15 protein-coding genes and 3 tRNA genes are annotated in these 16,913 nt (G+C 72.0%); 6 read left to right on the forward strand and 12 right to left on the reverse strand.

What is annotated here, in order from left to right; translation table 11 throughout:
* The first annotated feature begins 16 nt into the window (after positions 1-16).
* The 4 genes from ACZ58X_RS23950 (at position 17) to pknB (ending at position 6,976) form a co-directional block, all read left to right on the forward strand.
* Positions 17-1,630: a PP2C family protein-serine/threonine phosphatase gene (locus ACZ58X_RS23950; RefSeq protein ID WP_470335645.1), complete on the forward strand. Its 1,614-nt coding sequence runs from the start codon at positions 17-19 to the stop codon at positions 1,628-1,630.
* Between the two features lie 136 nt (positions 1,631-1,766).
* Positions 1,767-3,170, forward strand: coding sequence for an FtsW/RodA/SpoVE family cell cycle protein (locus ACZ58X_RS23955; RefSeq protein ID WP_470335672.1), 1,404 nt, complete (start codon positions 1,767-1,769; stop codon positions 3,168-3,170).
* Positions 3,167-4,624, forward strand: a complete 1,458-nt coding sequence (locus ACZ58X_RS23960) for a peptidoglycan D,D-transpeptidase FtsI family protein (protein ID WP_470335646.1) — start codon at positions 3,167-3,169, stop codon at positions 4,622-4,624. Before ACZ58X_RS23955 ends, ACZ58X_RS23960 begins: the two co-directional genes overlap by 4 nt.
* Positions 4,625-4,876: 252 nt before the next feature.
* Positions 4,877-6,976, forward strand: coding sequence for a Stk1 family PASTA domain-containing Ser/Thr kinase (pknB, locus tag ACZ58X_RS23965; RefSeq protein ID WP_470335647.1), 2,100 nt, complete (start codon positions 4,877-4,879; stop codon positions 6,974-6,976).
* Between the two features lie 142 nt (positions 6,977-7,118).
* Here pknB and ACZ58X_RS23970 read toward each other — a convergent pair whose 3' ends face one another.
* The 5 genes from ACZ58X_RS23970 to ACZ58X_RS23990 form a co-directional block, all read right to left on the reverse strand.
* Positions 7,119-7,910: a class E sortase gene (locus ACZ58X_RS23970; RefSeq protein ID WP_470335648.1), complete on the reverse strand. Its 792-nt coding sequence runs from the start codon at positions 7,908-7,910 to the stop codon at positions 7,119-7,121.
* Positions 7,911-7,947: 37 nt separating this feature from the next.
* Positions 7,948-9,075: a class E sortase gene (locus ACZ58X_RS23975; RefSeq protein ID WP_470335649.1), complete on the reverse strand. Its 1,128-nt coding sequence runs from the start codon at positions 9,073-9,075 to the stop codon at positions 7,948-7,950.
* 5 nt (positions 9,076-9,080) lie between these two features.
* The gene (locus tag ACZ58X_RS23980; RefSeq protein WP_380400917.1) at positions 9,081-9,743 is read right to left on the reverse strand and encodes an aminodeoxychorismate/anthranilate synthase component II; all 663 of its coding nucleotides are present in this window, start codon (positions 9,741-9,743) and stop codon (positions 9,081-9,083) included.
* Between the two features lie 55 nt (positions 9,744-9,798).
* Positions 9,799-9,978: a hypothetical protein gene (locus tag ACZ58X_RS23985; protein ID WP_375891861.1), complete on the reverse strand. Its 180-nt coding sequence runs from the start codon at positions 9,976-9,978 to the stop codon at positions 9,799-9,801.
* Positions 9,979-10,064: 86 nt separating this feature from the next.
* Positions 10,065-10,829, reverse strand: coding sequence for a DUF881 domain-containing protein (locus ACZ58X_RS23990; RefSeq protein ID WP_470335650.1), 765 nt, complete (start codon positions 10,827-10,829; stop codon positions 10,065-10,067).
* A 168-nt stretch (positions 10,830-10,997) separates the two neighbouring features.
* Here ACZ58X_RS23990 and crgA point away from each other — a divergent pair, with 168 nt between their 5' ends.
* Positions 10,998-11,246, forward strand: coding sequence for a cell division protein CrgA (gene crgA, locus ACZ58X_RS23995; RefSeq protein WP_360242861.1), 249 nt, complete (start codon positions 10,998-11,000; stop codon positions 11,244-11,246).
* 349 nt (positions 11,247-11,595) lie between these two features.
* Here the strand turns inward: crgA and ACZ58X_RS24000 are convergent, their stop codons facing one another.
* A complete protein-coding gene (locus ACZ58X_RS24000; RefSeq protein WP_470335651.1) occupies positions 11,596-12,489 on the reverse strand; it encodes a rhomboid family intramembrane serine protease in 894 nt (297 codons plus the stop codon).
* A 192-nt stretch (positions 12,490-12,681) separates the two neighbouring features.
* On the opposite strand from ACZ58X_RS24000, the gene ACZ58X_RS24005 reads away from it, so the two are divergent.
* Entirely contained in the window at positions 12,682-13,389 is a 708-nt protein-coding gene (locus ACZ58X_RS24005) for a DUF5324 family protein (RefSeq protein WP_470335652.1), read from the forward strand.
* 58 nt (positions 13,390-13,447) lie between these two features.
* Here ACZ58X_RS24005 and ACZ58X_RS24010 read toward each other — a convergent pair.
* The 6 genes from ACZ58X_RS24010 to ACZ58X_RS24035 all read right to left on the reverse strand — a co-directional run bounded on the left by ACZ58X_RS24010 (position 13,448) and on the right by ACZ58X_RS24035 (position 16,721).
* Positions 13,448-13,520, reverse strand: a tRNA-Ala gene (locus ACZ58X_RS24010).
* A 169-nt stretch (positions 13,521-13,689) separates the two neighbouring features.
* Complete coding sequence (locus ACZ58X_RS24015; protein ID WP_014137031.1) at positions 13,690-13,818, reverse strand: DLW-39 family protein; 129 nt, start codon at positions 13,816-13,818, stop codon at positions 13,690-13,692.
* 325 nt (positions 13,819-14,143) lie between these two features.
* A tRNA-Ile gene (locus tag ACZ58X_RS24020) sits at positions 14,144-14,217 on the reverse strand.
* 85 nt (positions 14,218-14,302) lie between these two features.
* Positions 14,303-14,379 (reverse strand) — tRNA-Ile (locus ACZ58X_RS24025).
* Between the two features lie 16 nt (positions 14,380-14,395).
* Positions 14,396-15,769 (reverse strand): class I SAM-dependent methyltransferase, encoded by a 1,374-nt coding sequence (locus ACZ58X_RS24030; protein WP_470335653.1) that lies wholly within the window; start codon positions 15,767-15,769, stop codon positions 14,396-14,398.
* Between the two features lie 256 nt (positions 15,770-16,025).
* On the reverse strand, positions 16,026-16,721 hold the full coding sequence (locus ACZ58X_RS24035) for a DUF3566 domain-containing protein (RefSeq protein ID WP_402485202.1): 696 nt from the start codon (positions 16,719-16,721) through the stop codon (positions 16,026-16,028).
* Positions 16,722-16,913 lie beyond the last annotated feature (192 nt).

Genomic DNA, 16,913 nt, shown 5'->3' on the forward strand with positions numbered 1-16,913 from the left:
GGGGGGCACAGGTCGCATGACCCTGGTGCTGCGCTTCGCCGCCGGCTCCCACAAGGGACTGATCCGGGAGGGGAACGAGGACTCCGGCTACGCCGGGCCGCGGCTGCTGGCCGTGGCCGACGGCATGGGCGGCGCCGCGGCCGGCGAGGTCGCTTCCTCCGAGGTGCTCGGCTCGATCGTCCGGTTGGACGAGGACGTGCCGGGCGCGGACCTGCTGACCCTCCTGGGCGACGCCGTCCAGGGCGCCAACGACCGGCTCCGGCAGATGGTCGAGGAGGACCCGCAGCTGGAGGGCATGGGCTGCACCCTGACGGCCATGCTCTGGACCGGCCAGCGGATGGGCCTGGTGCACGTCGGCGACTCCCGCGCCTACCTGCTGCGCGACGGCTCGCTGGTGCAGATCACCCAGGACCACACCTGGGTGCAGCGCCTGGTCGACGAGGGCCGGATCACGCCCGAGGAGGCCGAGACCCACCCGCAGCGCTCGCTGCTGATGCGGGCCCTGGACGGCCGCGGCCAGGTCGAGCCGGACCTCTCGATCCGCGAGGTCCGGGCCGGCGACCGCTACCTGATCTGCTCGGACGGACTCTCCGGCCCGGTCAGCCACCAGACCCTCCAGGACACCCTGGGCAGCTACTACTCGCCCGAGCAGACCGTGCAGGAGCTGATCCAGCTCGCGCTGCGCGGCGGCGGTCCGGACAACATCACCTGCATCGTGGCGGACGTCATCGACGTCGGCGCCACGGACACCATGAGCGGCCAGTTCAACGACGTCCCGGTGGTCGTCGGCGCGGTCGCCGAGACCCCGCCGTCCTCGACCGCCGCCGACCGCTCGATCGCGGACACCCCGGCCGGCCGGGCCGCCGGGCTGGGCCGCGGCCCGCAGGGCGCCTTCGGCCCGGCCGAGGGCTACGACCCGGCCGGGAACGGCTTCGGCCCCGCCGAGGGCTACGAGGGCGACGGCGGCCACGGCTACCCGACCGAGCCCTCGGTGTACGGCACCGAGGAGTTCGACGAGGAGCAGCCCCCCAAGCGCAAGCGCCGGGGCCTGACCGTCTCGCTGGCCGTCCTGGTCACGCTCGGCCTGCTCGGCGGTGCCGGGTACTTCGGCTACCAGTGGACCCAGGACCAGTACTACATCGGCGAGGACGGCGACCACGTCGCCATCTTCCAGGGCGTCAACCAGAACCTGGCCGGGCTGAGCCTGTCCTCGGTGCACGAGTCGCACAGCGACGCCCCGCTCAAGTGGCTGCCGCAGGACCAGCGCGCCCAGGTGAACCGGACCATCTCGGTCGGCAGCCTGCCCGATGCCCAGAAGACCATGAACGACCTCGTGGGCTGGGCCAAGCTGTGCCAGAAGGCCGCCACCGCGAACGCCGCGGCCCCGCAGGGCACCACGGCCGCCAAGACCGCGTTCGTGACCGCCACCCCGACCACCCCCGGCGAGCGGGAGAAGCCCCGCTCCCCGGGCGCGGCCGCACCGTCCGCCACGACGACCCCGTCCGCCCCCGGCACCGCCGCCCCGACGCCGAACGCCACCCCCCCGGCGACCGCCCCGAGCGAGCAGCCCCAGCAACCAGCCCTGTCCGACGACGAGCGCAGCCGGGCCGAAGCCTGCCCGAAGCCGTGACGTCCGTGATCCGACATAGGTCCGCCCGGAACGGGCCCGCCGGCCGTCAGGGAGCGGTCACCACGTGAGCAGCTTCGACCTGAGCGGCGACACCGGCCGCACCGGCTCCCGACGCCGGGCGGCGGGCGGGCGTGTCGTGCCGCGACGCCGCGGCAACACCACCATCTCGCTCCAGGGCGCACCGAACCGCCGCAACACCGAACTGGCCCTGCTGGTCTTCGCCGTGCTGCTGCCGATCCTGGCGTACGCCAACGTGGGCCTGGCGATGGACTCCCAGCTCCCGGCCGGGATGCTCGGCTACGGCCTCGGGATGGGCTCGCTGGCCCTGGTCGCGCACCTGCTGGTGCGCCGCTTCGCGCCGTACGCGGACCCGCTGATGCTGCCGATCGCCACCCTGCTGAACGGGCTGGGCGTGGTGATGATCTGGCGCCTGGACAAGGCGGGCCACCTGCTCAGCGGCAACTTCCCGGCGGCCCGCAACCAGCTGATGTGGTCGGCCCTCGGGGTCACCCTGTTCATCGGCGTGATGGTCTTCCTCAAGGACCACCGGGTACTGCAGCGCTACACCTACATCTCGATGGTGGTGGCGCTGGTGCTGCTGGCCGCACCGGCCTTCTTCCCGGCCCGGGCGGAGGACTTCGGCGCGAAGATCTGGATCCGGATGGGCAGCTTCTCCATCCAGCCCGGCGAGTTCGCCAAGATCGTCCTGACCGTGTTCTTCGCCGGCTACCTGATGGTCAAGCGGGACGCCCTGGCGCTGGCCAGCCGCCGCTTCATGGGCCTGTACCTGCCGCGCGGCCGCGACCTGGGCCCGATCGTCGTGATCTGGCTGCTCAGCCTGCTGATCCTGGTCTTCGAGAACGACCTCGGCACGTCCTTCCTGTTCTTCGGCCTGTTCGTGGTGATGCTCTACGTCGCCACCGAGCGGACCAGCTGGATCCTGTTCGGCCTGCTGATGTCGGTCGGCGGCGCGGTCGCGGTGGCCATGACCACCAGCCACGTCAAGGTCCGCATCGACGCCTGGCTGGACCCGATGGCCGCCTTCTCGCCGACCCCGCCCAAGGGCGCCACCGAGCAGATCGGCCAGTCGCTGATGGCGCTCGGCTCCGGCGGGGTGACCGGCTCCGGGCTCGGCCAGGGCCGCTCCTGGCTGATCAACTTCGCCGCCAAGAGCGACTTCATCCTGGGCTCCTTCGGCGAGGAGCTCGGGCTGACCGGCCTGATGGCGATCTTCCTGCTGTACGCCCTGCTGGTGCAGCGCGGCCTGCGCACCGCCCTCGCCGCCCGCGACCCCTTCGGCAAGCTGTTCGCCGTCGGGCTGGCCTCGGCGATGGCGCTGCAGGTCTTCGTGGTGGCCGGCGGGGTCACCGGGCTGATCCCGCTGACCGGGATGACCATGCCGTTCCTCGCGCAGGGCGGTTCGTCCGTGGTCGCCAACTGGGCGCTGGTCGCGATCCTGCTCAAGATCAGCGACAGCGCCCGCCGTCCCGGGGTCGAACCGGCCCCGGTCCCCGAGGGCCAGGGAGGACCCGCCCGATGAACAAGCCGATCCGACGGGTCTCGATCTTCTGCCTGGTGCTGATCCTGGCACTGATGGTGCGCACCAACTGGGTACAGGGCGTCCAGGCCGACGCGCTGGCCTCCAACAAGAACAACAAGCGCCAGCTGTACGACCGCTACGCCCACCCGCGCGGCAACATCATCGTCAGCGGCCAGCCGGTCACCAACTCCGACTTCGTGAACGGCCTGCGCTACAAGTACAAGCGCTCCTGGAAGGACGGCGCGATGTACGCGCCGGTCACCGGCTACTCCTCGCAGGCCTACGGCTCCAGCGGGCTGGAGAACCTGGAGGACGGCATCCTCTCGGGCACCGACGACCGGCTGTTCTTCCGCAACACCCTGGACATGCTGACCGGCGAGCAGAAGCGCGGCGGCGACGTCGTCACCACGATCAACGCCAAGGTGCAGAAGGCGGCCTTCGACGGCCTGGGCGACAAGAAGGGCGCGGTGGTCGCGCTCGACCCGAAGACCGGCGCGATCCTGGCCCTGGTCTCCACCCCGTCCTACGACCCGGGCACCTTCGCCGGCGGCGAGAGCGGCGACACCAAGGCCTGGCAGGACCTCAACGCGGACCCGAACAAGCCGATGCTCAACCGGGCGCTGCGCGAGACCTACCCGCCCGGCTCGACCTTCAAGCTGGTCACCGCCACCGCCGCGTTCGAGAACGGCCTCTACCAGGGCGTCAACGACGCCACCAAGACGCCGGACCCGTACACCCTGCCCGGCACCCAGACGGTGCTCAAGAACGAGAGCCCCAACGAGCGCTGCGAGAACGCCACCGTCGAGTCCGGGATGGACCAGTCCTGCAACACGGTCTTCGCCAAGATGGGCGCCGACCTCGGCAAGGACAAGATGCGGGCGCAGGCCGAGAAGTTCGGCTTCAACAGCACGGTGGACACCCCGGTCCGCTCCGAGAAGAGCATCTTCCCGGACAGCCCCAGCCTGGACGGCACCGCCCAGGACTCGATCGGCCAGCACGACACCCGCGCCACCCCGCTGCAGATGGCCATGGTCTCCGCGGCGATCGCCAACAACGGCAGCCTGATGCAGCCGTACCTGGTCGACCAGGAGCGCTCGGCCTCGCTGACCACCATCTCCAAGCACACCGAGAAGCAGTTCTCCCAGGCGATGAGCCCGGCCACCGCGCAGAAGATGCAGGACCTGATGGTCTCGGTGGTCGAGAACGGCACCGGCACCAACGCCAAGATCCCCGGCCTCCAGGTCGGCGGCAAGACCGGCACCGCCCAGCACGGCGAGGACAACGCCGGCCTGCCGTTCGCCTGGTTCACCTCCTGGGCCAAGACCCAGGACGGCCAGTCGGTCGCGGTCGCGGTGGTGGTCGAGGACGGCTCCCAGAACCGCGACGGCATCAGCGGCGGCCGCCTCGCGGCCCCGATCGCCAAGGCGGTGATGCAGGCCGCGCTCGGCAAGTAGAGCGGCGGTGAGGCGAAAGTCACGATCGGCACCCCCGTCCGGATACCGGTCTGATATCGGCCGACGGCTGACTCCGGTCCGGTGCGGTGCGACCGGTAGCGTATCCGCCAGCAGCGGGTGTGCCCGTTGCCGCCCGCGAGGCGGTGCACGGCCCGGCCGGAGAACCGGTATCGGCCCGCGCGGCGTCACCCAGAGCGTGCGGGGACACCTACGTCACAACCTCACCGGCGGGTGAGGGAGAGGGTCGGAACTATGGAAGAGCCTCGTCGCCTCGGCGGCAGGTACGAGCTCGGCGGCGTCCTCGGACGCGGCGGCATGGCCGAGGTGTACCTCGGCCATGACACCCGGCTCGGCCGTTCCGTCGCAGTGAAGACGCTCCGGGCCGACATGGCGCGGGATCCGTCGTTCCAGGCCCGTTTCCGCCGCGAGGCACAGTCGGCGGCGTCCCTGAACCACCCCGCGATCGTCGCCGTGTACGACACCGGCGAGGACTACATCGACGGCATCTCCATCCCGTACATCGTGATGGAGTACGTCGAGGGGTCCACGCTGCGCGAGCTGCTGCACTCCGGCCGCCGGCTGCTGCCCGAGCGGGCGCTGGAGATGACCATCGGCATCCTCCAGGCCCTGGAGTACTCGCACCGGGCCGGGATCGTGCACCGCGACATCAAGCCGGCCAACGTGATGCTGACCCGGCAGGGCAACGTCAAGGTCATGGACTTCGGTATCGCCCGCGCGATGGGCGACGCCGGGATGACCATGACCCAGACCTCGGCCGTGATCGGCACCGCCCAGTACCTCTCCCCCGAGCAGGCCAAGGGCGAGCAGGTCGACGCCCGCTCCGACCTCTACTCCACCGGCTGCCTGCTCTACGAGCTGCTGACCGTCCGGCCGCCGTTCGTCGGCGACTCCCCGGTCGCGGTGGCCTACCAGCACGTCCGGGAGGAGCCGCAGCCGCCGTCGGTCTTCGACCCCGAGGTCCGCCCGGAGATCGACGCGATCGTGCTCAAGGCGCTCGCCAAGGAGCGCGACTACCGGTACCAGAGCGCCGACGAGATGCGCGACGACATCGAGCGCTTCCTCGACGGCCTCCCGGTCGCCGCCGCCCAGCAGGCCGCCTACGGCATGGGCGCCGCCGGGTACGGCTACGACCAGAACGGCTACCCGCAGCAGCACGACCCGTACGGCCAGACCAACGTGCTGCCGCAGCAGCACGGCGGCCCGACCACCATGCTGCCGCAGGCCTCCGGCTACCAGGACGACGGCTACGGCCGGACCTCCGCCGGTGGCGCGGGCGGCCGCGACGGCTACGACGACGGCTACGGCCAGGGCGGCGGCCGGCGCGGCGACGACCGGCAGAAGAAGAGCAACACCTCCTGGATCGTCCTGGCGGTGGCCGCCGTGCTGGTCCTGGTCGGCACCTTCTTCGTGGCCCAGGCGATGTTCAGCGACAAGGGCACCAAGGACGCCCCGAAGGTCACGGCGCCGAACCTGGTCGGCAAGAGCCTGGCGGACGCCAAGACCGCCGCGGCCGCGGCCGGCTCCAAGCTGGTGGTCACCGAGGGCGACAAGATCGCCTGCCCGGACACCAACGTCAAGAAGGACCAGGTCTGCACCCAGAACCCGACGGCGGGCACCTCGGTCTCCGAGGACGCCCACATCACCGTCCAGGTCTCCTCCGGTCCGGCCAAGGCCCAGATGCCGGCCCTGACCGGCAAGACCAAGGACCAGGCGATGCAGGCCCTGACGGCGGCCGGCTTCACCAACGTCGGCACGCCTGACTACAAGGACGACGACACCGCGCCGCAGGACACCGTGCTCTCCCAGGACCCGGCGGCCGGCGCCTCCGCCGACCCGAGCGCCCCGGTCAAGCTCACGATCTCCCAGGGCAAGACCAAGCAGACCGTCCCGAACGTGGTCAACGCGCAGAAGGACGACGCGCAAAACACGCTGCAGGCCGCCGGCTTCCAGGTCGACGCCTCGAAGACCACCACGACCAACGACCCGACCAAGGCCAACACCGTGGCCCAGCAGTCGGTCGCGCCCAACACCAAGGTCCCGGCCGGCACCAAGATCACCCTGACGATCTTCAAGACGCCGGACAAGCCCCAGATCCCGCCGCTGCAGAACGTCAAGCTGTCGGACGCCGGCGACAAGCTGGCGAAGCTCGGCCTGACCTACACCGTGATCGCGGGCCCGCAGGACCCGAACGCGGTCGTGGTGCAGAGCAACCCGGGCGCCGGCAGCCAGGTGGACCCGAACACCCAGGTGCAGCTGATCACCCGCCCGGCCGATCCGGCCAAAGGGGGGGACCCCAACACCACACCCCCCGGCAAAGGGGGCAACAACTAAGCCGCCCTTCTTCCCCTGGTTCTGACGCCGGGGAGCGGGAACGGTGAAACGCCCGAGGGCCCGTCGCGATCTCCGCGACGGGCCCTCGGGCGTTCCGATTCCGGCGTTCCGTTCCGGCGTTCCGTTCGGCCGGGCCGTCGGATCAGCGCAGCTCCGGCGGCGGGGTGCGCTTGGCGTCCATGGGGTCCACCCGCACCAGGCTCCCCCAGACGGCCATCCGGTAGCGCGAGGTGTACACCGGCGTGCAGGTGGTCAGGGTAATGTACCGGCCGGGGCCGGTGTACCCGGAGCTCACCGGGACGGGCGCGACGATGCCAGTGTCGTACTTGGAGGTCTCCGGCAGGGTGTTGTCGACCTTGTAGACGTACCACTCGTCCTTGGTCTCCACCACGACCGCGTCGCCCCGGTGGACGGCGTCCAGGTCGTGGAACTTGGCACCGTGCCCGTCCCGGTGGGCGGCCAGCGCGAAGTTGCCCGCCTGGTCCCAGGGCATCGCGGACCGGTAGGGCTGCTCGTAGACGCCCGCCACGCCCTCGTCCAGGACGGCCGTGGAGGTGCCCATCCGGATCAGCACCTGGAAGCCCCGGCCCATCGCCGGGACGTGCAGGAAGCCCACGTCGTTCCCGATCGCGGGGACGGCGGCGGGCGCGGGCGCCGTGTCGCTGCCGCCCGGGCGGCCGGCGGTCGGACCGGCCGCCCAGGAGCCGCGCAGCCGGTCCGCGGCGTGCGCGGCGGAGGCGTCCGCCTGCACGTTGGTCCACCAGAGCGAGTAGGCCACGAACAGGCCGAGCACCAGGCCCACGGTGATCAGCAGTTCGCCGAACACCCCGAGCGCGGCCAGTGCCCGGCCGCGGCCCTTCCGGCCGTCCCGCCCGGGTGGGGGGAAGGCCTCCTCCGCCGTACCCGTCGGCCGCGCGGTCCCGTCGTCCTGCATCTGTGGTGTTCCCCCTCCGAAGCCGGTCGGCGGGCGGCTACCCGCCCGTGATCGCGGCCGGCTTGCCCTGGCTGCGCGGTCGCTCCTCGATCATCTTGCCAAAGACGATGAGCCGGAACTTGGAGGTGAACTCCGGGGTGCAGGTGGTCAGCGTGATGTAGCGGCCGGGCCCGGCGTACCCGGAGCCGTTCGGCACCGGCTTGATCACGCTCACGTTGCTGGGGGAGGTCTGCGGGATCCCCCCGGTGATCTCGTAGGTGTAGTACCCGGTGGCCGTCTCCACCACGACCTTGTCACCCTTGCTCAGCTCGTTGATGTACCGGAACGGCTCGCCGTGGGTGTTGCGGTGCGCGGCCAGCGCGAAGTTGCCCGTCTGGTCGCCCGGCATCGCGGTGCCGGGGTAGTGGCCGACCAGGCCCTTGTCGAGCACCGCCGCCTTGTCGGTGCCCTCGGCGATCGGGAACTTCAACCCCAGCTTGGGCAGGTAGACGATGGCGAAGCCCTTGCCGGGCGCGAACGCCTCGGGCTTGTTCGGATCGGCGGCGGGCTGCCCGGGACCGGACGGCTGGGCATCGAACTGCTGCTCCAGCTGGTCCCGGGCGCTGTTGGCGGCCGCGTCGGCCTGCACGTTGGTCCACCAGAGCTGGTAGGCGACGAACAGCAGCATCACCACGCCGAGGGTGATGCACAGTTCGCCGACGAGGCGGGCCGCCACCACGACCGCGGACTCCTTGGGGCGGGAGCCCGCGGCCGACCGGCCCTTGGCCCGGCGCCGGCCGCCGCCGGTGCGGACGGCGGTCCGGCCCTGGGCGGCCCGCCGGCGCTCGGCCCGGCCGCCGGTGGGCGCGACGGGCTCTGCCGCCGGCTCCCCGTCCTCGACGGGCAACCGCAGTTGGAGGGTCTGGTCGGGCAGCCACGGGTACTCGGGCCCGCCCTCGACGGGCCGCTCGGCCTGCTCGTAGACGCCCCAGCCGTCCTCGGGCGCGCCCGGGGCGGCGTGCTCCCCGGGGTACGGCCGGGCCTGGGCCGCCTCGCCGTACCGCGGGGCACCGTACTGCGGGGCACCGGGCTCCGCGCCCCGGTACGGGCCGTCGGCGTACTGCGGCGGGCCGCCGTACGGGCCCGGCTCCGGCTGGTAACGCCCCTCCGGACGTACCGCGGTCACGCCGCTCAGCCCCGGCCGATCACCGGGGCGAGCCCGGCCGACCGGTCCACGGCCTGCGGGAAGCCGCACTCCGCCAGCCAGTTGGCGAGCATCCGGTGCCCGCCCTCGGTCAGCACCGACTCGGGGTGGAACTGCACGCCCTCGACCGGCAGTTCGCGGTGCCGCAGGCCCATGATCACGCCGCTGCCGGTCCGGGCGGTGACCACCAGCTCGTCCGGCACGGTGGCCGGGTCGACGGCCAGCGAGTGGTAGCGGGTCGCGGTCAGCGGCGAGGGCAGGCCCTCGAACACCCCGCCGTCCTCGTGCTCGACCGGTGAGGTCTTGCCGTGCAGCAGTTCGGGCGCCCGGCCGACCACCGCGCCGTACGCCACCGCGATCGACTGGAGGCCCAGGCAGACGCCGAACACCGGCAGCCCGATCGCCGCGCAGTGGTGCACCATCGCGATGCAGACCCCGGCCTCCTCGGGCGACCCGGGCCCGGGGGAGAGCAGCACCCCGTCGAAGCCCTCCTCCCCGGCCCGGCGGACGGCGTGCTCGACGGTCACCTCGTCGTTGCGCACCACCTCGCAGGTGGCACCGAGCTGGTACAGGTACTGGACCAGGTTGAACACGAAGCTGTCGTAGTTGTCCACGACCAGGATGCGGGGCGGGGTCGACTGGGTGGTCATGCGCGCGTGCTCTCCGTGGGATGCGGTGCTAGGGGGAAGTTCCGGGCCGGCCGGGTCAGCCGGCCGGGGCGCCGTCGCCGCCGTCCACTGTGACGTCACCGAAGGGGAGCAACGGTTCCGCCCACGGGAAGACGTAGGTGAAGAGGAGGTAGACGATCCCCAGGATCAGGAGCACCGAGATGACGGCCTTGACCAGGGCGTTCCCCGGGAGGTGACGCCAGATGAAGCCGTACATGGTGCTCCCTCTAGGTAGCGGACTGGGCTCAAGAGTAGACCCGGTATCCACGGCCGTGAGGCCGGTCCACCCCTCCTGTCGCCGTGCTACGGCTGGCCGCCCGCCGACCGGAGCTCGGTCGTGCCGGAGTACCCGGGCAGCGTGAGGTCACCGCTCTCCTGGACCTTCCAGCCCAGGCCGTACGCCTGGACGTACTGCAGGTAGTTGCGGATCGTCGGGTCCCCGTCGACGGCCGACCGCAGGGCGTCGGTCCGGCCCACCGCCTTGACCACGTACGGCGGGGAGTAGACCCGGCCCTGGAGCAGCAGGGTGTTGCCGACGCAGCGGACGGCGCTGGTGGAGATCAGCCGCTGGTCCATCACCTGGACGCCGGCCGCGCCGCCCCGCCACAGCGCGTTGACCACGGCCTGGATGTCCTGCTGGTGGATGACCAGGTCGTTGACGCCGGGCTCCGGGACTCCGGGGATGCGCGCGGTGGCGTTCGGCGGGGCGTCGTTGAGGGTGACGGTCAACCCGCCGCCCTGGAGCGGCTCCAGGGCCGCGCCGAGCCGCAGGCCGTCCAGCCGGGCCGAGTCGGCGGGGTCGTGGCCCTGCTGCTCGGTGAGGTCCTGCGCCCGGGACTGGAGGTCGGCCAGTTGGGACTGCGCCTGCTGGTTCTGCGCGCTGCGCTGGCGGATCACGTCGCCGAGGCTCAGCAGCGAGTTGTCGGTCCGCAGGTCGGTGCCGCGGGCGGTCTGCGCGCTGATGTAGAAGAGCAGACCGGCGAGCGCGAACACGGTGCAGGTCAGGGCACGTCCGACAATTCGGATGCCGGAACGGGGGGTGACGGCCTTCCCGGGGGGAATCGACAAATTAGTCACCGTACCCTTATCTCCTTGAGACCCGCCGAGCCACTACGCTAACGGACGCCGGTGGCAGGCGTGGGAGTGGTCCCAGAGCACTCTCCTCGACCGTCCGTCGGCGTCTCGCCCGCTGCACCCCCTGCGCGGTCTCACAGCGCATCGACAGGAGAGCTCCTCGTGCCGAAGTCTCGACTCCGCAAGAAGTCCGACTACACCCCGCCGGCGACGACCGCGGTGAAGATCAGCTCGGGCCGTAGTTGGGTCGCACCGCTGATGCTGGCACTGTTCCTGATCGGCCTGGTGTGGATCGTCACCTACTACGTGACCAGCGGCAGCTACCCGGTGGAGAGCTGGCGGAACTGGAACATCCTGGTCGGCTTCGGGTTCATCGCGGCCGGATTCGGCGTCTCCACCCAGTGGAAGTGACGCTCCGCGCGTCCTGAGGCTCGGTCCCGAGTCCTCCCGCCGCTCCGGGACCACGGTCCCGGAGCGGCGGTTCGGCGTGCCCGCGACCGGTCGCGACGCCATCGGCCCGCCCATCATCCGACGGTCCCACCATCGGACCGTCAGGCTTATCCACATGGTTATCCACACTGGGGAAAAGTCCCCACAGCCTGTGGATAACCGTGTGCCGCGACACCGTCCACAGCTGTGCACAACTCCCGGGGCGGGTGCGAACCGCACAGCAGGACACGCGTAGAACAACAGTCCACAGCCCGGCCGCCGCACAGCCTGTGCACAACTCCGCACCCGCTGTGGACAAACGTCCGGGGCGTCACGCGCCGTACAGGGCCATCCCGGCCAACAGCAGCGCCGCCTCCAGGGCCACCGCGCCGGCCAGCGTCAGCCACTGGACCAGGGCGCGCCGCTCACGCGGGGCGTACATCAGGCCGAAGGCGACCAGAGCGCCGAACACCAGGCCGCCGATGTGCGCCCGCCAGTCGATGTTCGGGCGGGCGAAGGTCACCACCAGGTTGAAGACCAGGAAGGCCACCGCCGGGGCGACCGGGCCCCGGTCCCGCAGCTGCATCAGGATGGTGGCGGAGATCAGGCCGAAGACCGCCCCGGAGGCCCCCACCGAGTTCATCCAGTCACCCGCCACCAGGAAGGCGAAGGTGCTGCCGCCCAGCCCGGCGAGCAGGTAGAGGGCCAGGAAGCGCAGCCGCCCGAGCGCCTCCTCCAGCGGGGGGCCGAGCCACAGCAGCACCAGCATGTTCAGCCCGATGTGCCACCACTCCAGGTGCAGGAAGGTGGCGGTCAGCAGCCGGTACCACTGGCCCGGGCCGTCGGCGACGCCGTACGGCCCCCCGAGGTGCGCCCGGCCGGCGCTGGCCAGCGACCAGATCTGGCCGAGGCGCGGATTGAGGACGTACGCGGCCAGGATCCAGACCACCAGGTTGATCCCGACCAGCGTCCGGGTCACCAGCCCGCCGTCCAGGGCCGGCACCCCGCCGAAACGGGTGGTGGCCCGTCGCGTCCCGGCGTGTCCCCCGCCGACGCATTCGGGGCACTGGAAGCCCACCGCGGCGGGCACCATGCACTGCGGGCAGATCGGCCGTTCGCAGCGGGTGCAGGAGATCCCGGTGGCCGTCCCCGGGTGCCGGTGGCAACCGGGCTGCCCGGCCCCGGGGGACCGGTCCGTGGACCCTCGCGGCTCGTCCGGGAGCATCAGCGGCTGTCCCTTCCCCTGACCGACCTCCGAAGCCGCCAGCCTACTGCGGCCCGGACCCCGCACGGCCCTCGAACGGCCCCGCCGGGGTCCGCGTACGGCCCACCCCGGCGTGCCGCCGGACAAATCCGCATGCATGATCAGCATTCAGGTGGATATGTGCATATAGGACGCCACCAGGAGGAGAGACTCGTGAGCTTTTCGGACTCGGCCCGTGACACCGCCACCAGGACCCGGGACTCCGCCGCACAGTTCGCGGACGGCGCCAAGCAGCGCCTCGGGCCCGCCCTGGACGCCCTCGGCCCCAAGGCCACCCAGGCCGCCCACCACCTCCGCGTCCAGTACGACCGGCACCTCGCCCCACAGTTCGGCCAGGCCTTCGCCAACCTGCCGCCCGAGGCCCAGCAGAACGCCCTGCGAGCCCTCCACCGGGCCCAGGAGGCCGCTCTGGCGGCCCGCCTGTCCGCCGCCCGCGCCGCCGACCAGGCCCGCAGCACGGTCGGCCCCAGGGTCGCCCAGGCCGTCGAGGAGGCCCGGGCCGCGGTCTCCCCGGTCGCGCACGAGGCCCAGTCCCGCGGCGCCGCCGCGCTGACCGCCCTCCAGGGCCACGTCAGCTCCGCCGAGATCAACGAGCTGGCCGCCCGGAACGCGAAGCGGCGGCAGCGGTGCGGCGGGCGGAGGGCCGCCGGGCTGCTGCTGGCCGGGGTGCTGGCGGTCGGCGGCGGGCTGGTCGCCTGGCAGTGGTGGCGCCGGCACAGCAACCCGGAGTGGCTGGTCGAGCCCCCGGCGCCGCAGTCCCACCGGCCGGCCGGCGCGACCGCCGCCACCTCCCCGGTGAACGGCCTCACCCCCGAGGACTCGGCCGGAGCCGCCGAGCCCACCGAGGACGACACGCCTTAGGGCTCTGGAAACGCCGAACGGCGGCCGACCGGAAAGGTCGACCGCCGTTCAGGCGCTGTGGAGCATAGGAGACTCGAACTCCTGACATCTGCCTTGCAAAGGCAGCGCTCTACCAACTGAGCTAATGCCCCTCGACGGCACGGCGCGTGCCAACGGGCACTAGCGTACCGGGTTCCGGCGTGTTTCCGAGAGCCGTCCCCCTGGGGGAACCGGCCGGTCCGATCCAATGAGCGGGCCGACCGGTTCGGGAGGCGCCGGTCAGCGCCTCCGAAGACCGTCGATCGTGAGATCGTCCGGGGCTCAGCGACCGGCCGGAACCGGGTCGGTGGCCTCGGTCCACAGGTCCTGCTCGGCGCGGTCCGCCTGGACCTGACGGTAGACAAAGAAGCCGCCGAGGGCGACCAGGGCGACCAGGAGAAGCTTCTTCACCGCGGGACCTCGTCCTTCTAGCGTTGGTGGACTCAGGAGCCGGTGCTCCGGCCGGACCGACCGGGCCGACGAGTCCAGATGTGTTTCGAGCGCGAACGGGCTGTCGGGTGCCGGACTGCCCTTGCGGCCGATGATACACACCGGTGTCCCAATCGTGACCAGCCACCGGCACCGTCAACCCGGCGGTCCGGTCCGAGGATTGACGCCGCACCTCATGTCGTACGGATCGTCCGCACCCGGTCCGCCCCGGAAGCCCTCGTCAGGAGCGGTCCGCCGGGGAACGCCGAAGGGCCCGGAGTGGATCACTCCGGGCCCTTCGGGGCGGTGGGCCTAACAGGACTTGAACCTGTGGCCTCTTCCTTATCAGGGAAGCGCTCTAACCGTCTGAGCTATAGGCCCTCGCTGCACATAGAGCGTACCGGAAGCCGCCCGATCCGCGAAAACGTCGAAGGGCCCGGAGTGGATCACTCCGGGCCCTTCGCGGTGGTGGGCCTAACAGGACTTGAACCTGTGGCCTCTTCCTTATCAGGGAAGCGCTCTAACCGTCTGAGCTATAGGCCCTTGCCGCACTGAAAGATTAGCGGACCGACCGCCGATCTCCCAAATCCGTTCCGACCGGGGTCGCGGCAGTGACCTCGGCGGCCGGGCGCACCAGCCACTCCTCACGGGTCGGCGGCAGGCCCGAGCCGCCCTCCTCGGTGCTGCGGACGGCGAGGATCTGGTTCACCCCGATCCGGTTCTGCTCGAAGGCCAGCGCGGAGGCGGCCATGTACAGCCGCCAGACCCGGGCGCGGCCGAGGCCGACCAGCTGGACCGCCTCCGTCCAGTGCGCCTCCAGGTTGGCCACCCACTCGCGCAGGGTCAGCCCGTAGTGCTCGCGCAGCGCCTCGACGTCCCGGACCTCGAAGCCGGCCTCCTCCAGCCGGGCCACCGTGGAACCGACCGGGGAGAGCTCGCCGTCCGGGAAGACGTAGCGGTCGATGAAGGGGCTGGTGCGGTGCGGTTCGCCGGGGTGGTCGGGGCGCCGGGCGATCTGGTGGTTGAGCAGCCGGCCGCCGGGCGCCAGCAGCCGGAACAGGCCGTCGGCGTACACCCGGTACTGCTCCGCACCGACGTGCTCGGCCATCCCGACGCTGGAGATCGCGTCGAAGGGGCCGTCGGTGATCTCCCGGTAGTCCTGGAGCCGGACCTCCACCCGGTCGGCCAGGCCGGCCTCCTCGATCCGGGCACGGGCCAGCGCGACCTGTTCGGTGGAGATCGAGACCCCGACCGCGGTGACCCCGTAGTGCTCGGCCGCGTGCAGCAGCAGCGAGCCCCAGCCGCAGCCGACGTCCAGCAGCCGCATCCCGGGCCGCAGGCCGAGCTTGCGGCAGATCAGGTCGAGCTTGGCCTCCTGGGCGGCCTCCAGGCTCTTCGCCTCGGGCGTCCAGTAGGCGCACGAGTAGACCATGGAGGAGCCCAGCACGAGGCCGTAGAAGTCGTTCCCGACGTCGTAGTGGTGGCTGATGGCGGCGCGGTCCCGGCCGCGGCTGTGCAGCCGCCCCTGGGCCCGGCGGACCTCCTCCGGGGGCGGGGTGGGCTCCGGGCCGACCGCCCCGGCCCGGAGGGCGGCGGCGACCACCCGGCGGCCCGCGGCGCCGAGGACGTCGCGCGGCCCGAGGGCCATGCTGCGGATCTCGGGGAGTTCGGCGAAGCGGGCGACCTCGGAGAGCGTCTCGTAGAGGTCGGTGCCGGGCGCGAGGTCGAGGTCCCCCGAGACGTAGGCCCGGGCCAGGCCCAGCTCGCCCGGCTGCCACATCAGCCGGCGCAGCGCCCGGCGGTTGCGCAGGACCACGGTGGGTGCTCCCGGCGGCCCGGCGACACTGCCGTCCCAGGCCTGCACCCGCAAGGGGATCGGGATGCCCAACAGCCCGTCCAGGGCCTCGACCAGTTGATCTGCGAGCTTCGCCACCGCGCGCCTCCGTCCAGCCTTCCTGCGGAAACCTCCTGACCCGGTCGACCGACCGGGGCGGCCTGCGGCACTCCCACGGGTGGGAACGGGCGGCGTCCAGCTAATCCCACCGCGGCCGGCCCGTTTCCGGGCGGCACGCCGCGGGAGCCGGCTGTCACCCGAAATGCCGACGGGCCCCGCAGGCTGGAACAGCCTGCGGGGCCCGTACATTCCGTCCGCGGACGGTGAATTGACCAGGGGTCAGGATCCGGCCGGATCAGTCCTCTTCGGCCAGGGTGAGCTCGACGCCGCCGGTGAAGCCGGCCGCCGCGTTGTAGATGAAGGCCGACAGCGTGGAGAGCGCGGTCAGCAGCACCACGTCGACCACCGCGATCAGCGTGGTGAACATCATGACCTTGCCGAAGCCGATGTAGTCCATCAGGTTCAGCTGGCTGCTGGCGTTGTCCGCGCCGCCGCCGGTGACGTCCTTGAGGGTCTTGGTCAGCGAGTCGAAGACGCCGAGCGAGTCCAGGGTCATCCACAGCACGGCCGAGGCCACGATGATGATGATGCCGACGGCCAGCGACAGCAGGAAGCTGACCTTCATCACCGACCACGGGTCGACCTTGGTCACCCGCAGCCGGGCCTTGCGGGTCCGGCCGAGGCCGCCCCCGACGGTCGCCGGGCCCGCGGCGGGGCGGCGCGGCGCGCCGGGCACCGGGGTGCCGCCGGCCGGGGTGTTGCCGCCGGTCCGGGTGCCCCGGGCCGGGGTCGGCTGCCCCTTGGTGTACGTCGTCGGCTGCGAGAAGCCGCTCTGTCCGGCCTGGCCCGCTCCGCCGACCGGCGGCATCAGCGAGGTGGACGCGGCCGAGTGCTCGGTCGGCGGCTGCCCCGGCACGCCGTACGACCCCCCGCCCTGCGCGCCCGGACGGCCGCCGGAGGGTCCTCCCGCAGCACCCGTGGCTCCACTCACCTGGTCCTCCCGCACTTCCCACCAGGGCGGCGCCGCCCTGATCCGTCACTCGTCATCCAGCGCCCGGCGGGATTGCCCGGTACTGGTCGGCGTCCGGTGGCGGGGGGGGGGGGGGGGGGGGGGGGGGGGGGGGGGGGGGGGGGGGGGGGGGGGGGGGGGGGGGGGGGGAGGGAGGAAGCAACCAACCAACCA

It is taken from the genome of Kitasatospora sp. NPDC040550 (genome assembly GCF_055594965.1).

What these genes read in the sequence shown, in the direction of transcription:
- ACZ58X_RS23950 (WP_470335645.1), top strand. Translation starts at nt 17, where the DNA reads ATGACCCTGGTGCTGCGCTTCGCCGCCGGCTCCCACAAGGGACTGATC.
- ACZ58X_RS23970 (WP_470335648.1), bottom strand. Translation starts at nt 7,910, where the DNA reads ATGCAGGACGACGGGACCGCGCGGCCGACGGGTACGGCGGAGGAGGCC.
- ACZ58X_RS23960 (WP_470335646.1), top strand. Translation starts at nt 3,167, where the DNA reads ATGAACAAGCCGATCCGACGGGTCTCGATCTTCTGCCTGGTGCTGATC.
- pknB (WP_470335647.1), top strand. Translation starts at nt 4,877, where the DNA reads ATGGAAGAGCCTCGTCGCCTCGGCGGCAGGTACGAGCTCGGCGGCGTC.
- ACZ58X_RS24000 (WP_470335651.1), bottom strand. Translation starts at nt 12,489, where the DNA reads ATGCTCCCGGACGAGCCGCGAGGGTCCACGGACCGGTCCCCCGGGGCC.
- ACZ58X_RS23980 (WP_380400917.1), bottom strand. Translation starts at nt 9,743, where the DNA reads ATGACCACCCAGTCGACCCCGCCCCGCATCCTGGTCGTGGACAACTAC.
- ACZ58X_RS23985 (WP_375891861.1), bottom strand. Translation starts at nt 9,978, where the DNA reads ATGTACGGCTTCATCTGGCGTCACCTCCCGGGGAACGCCCTGGTCAAG.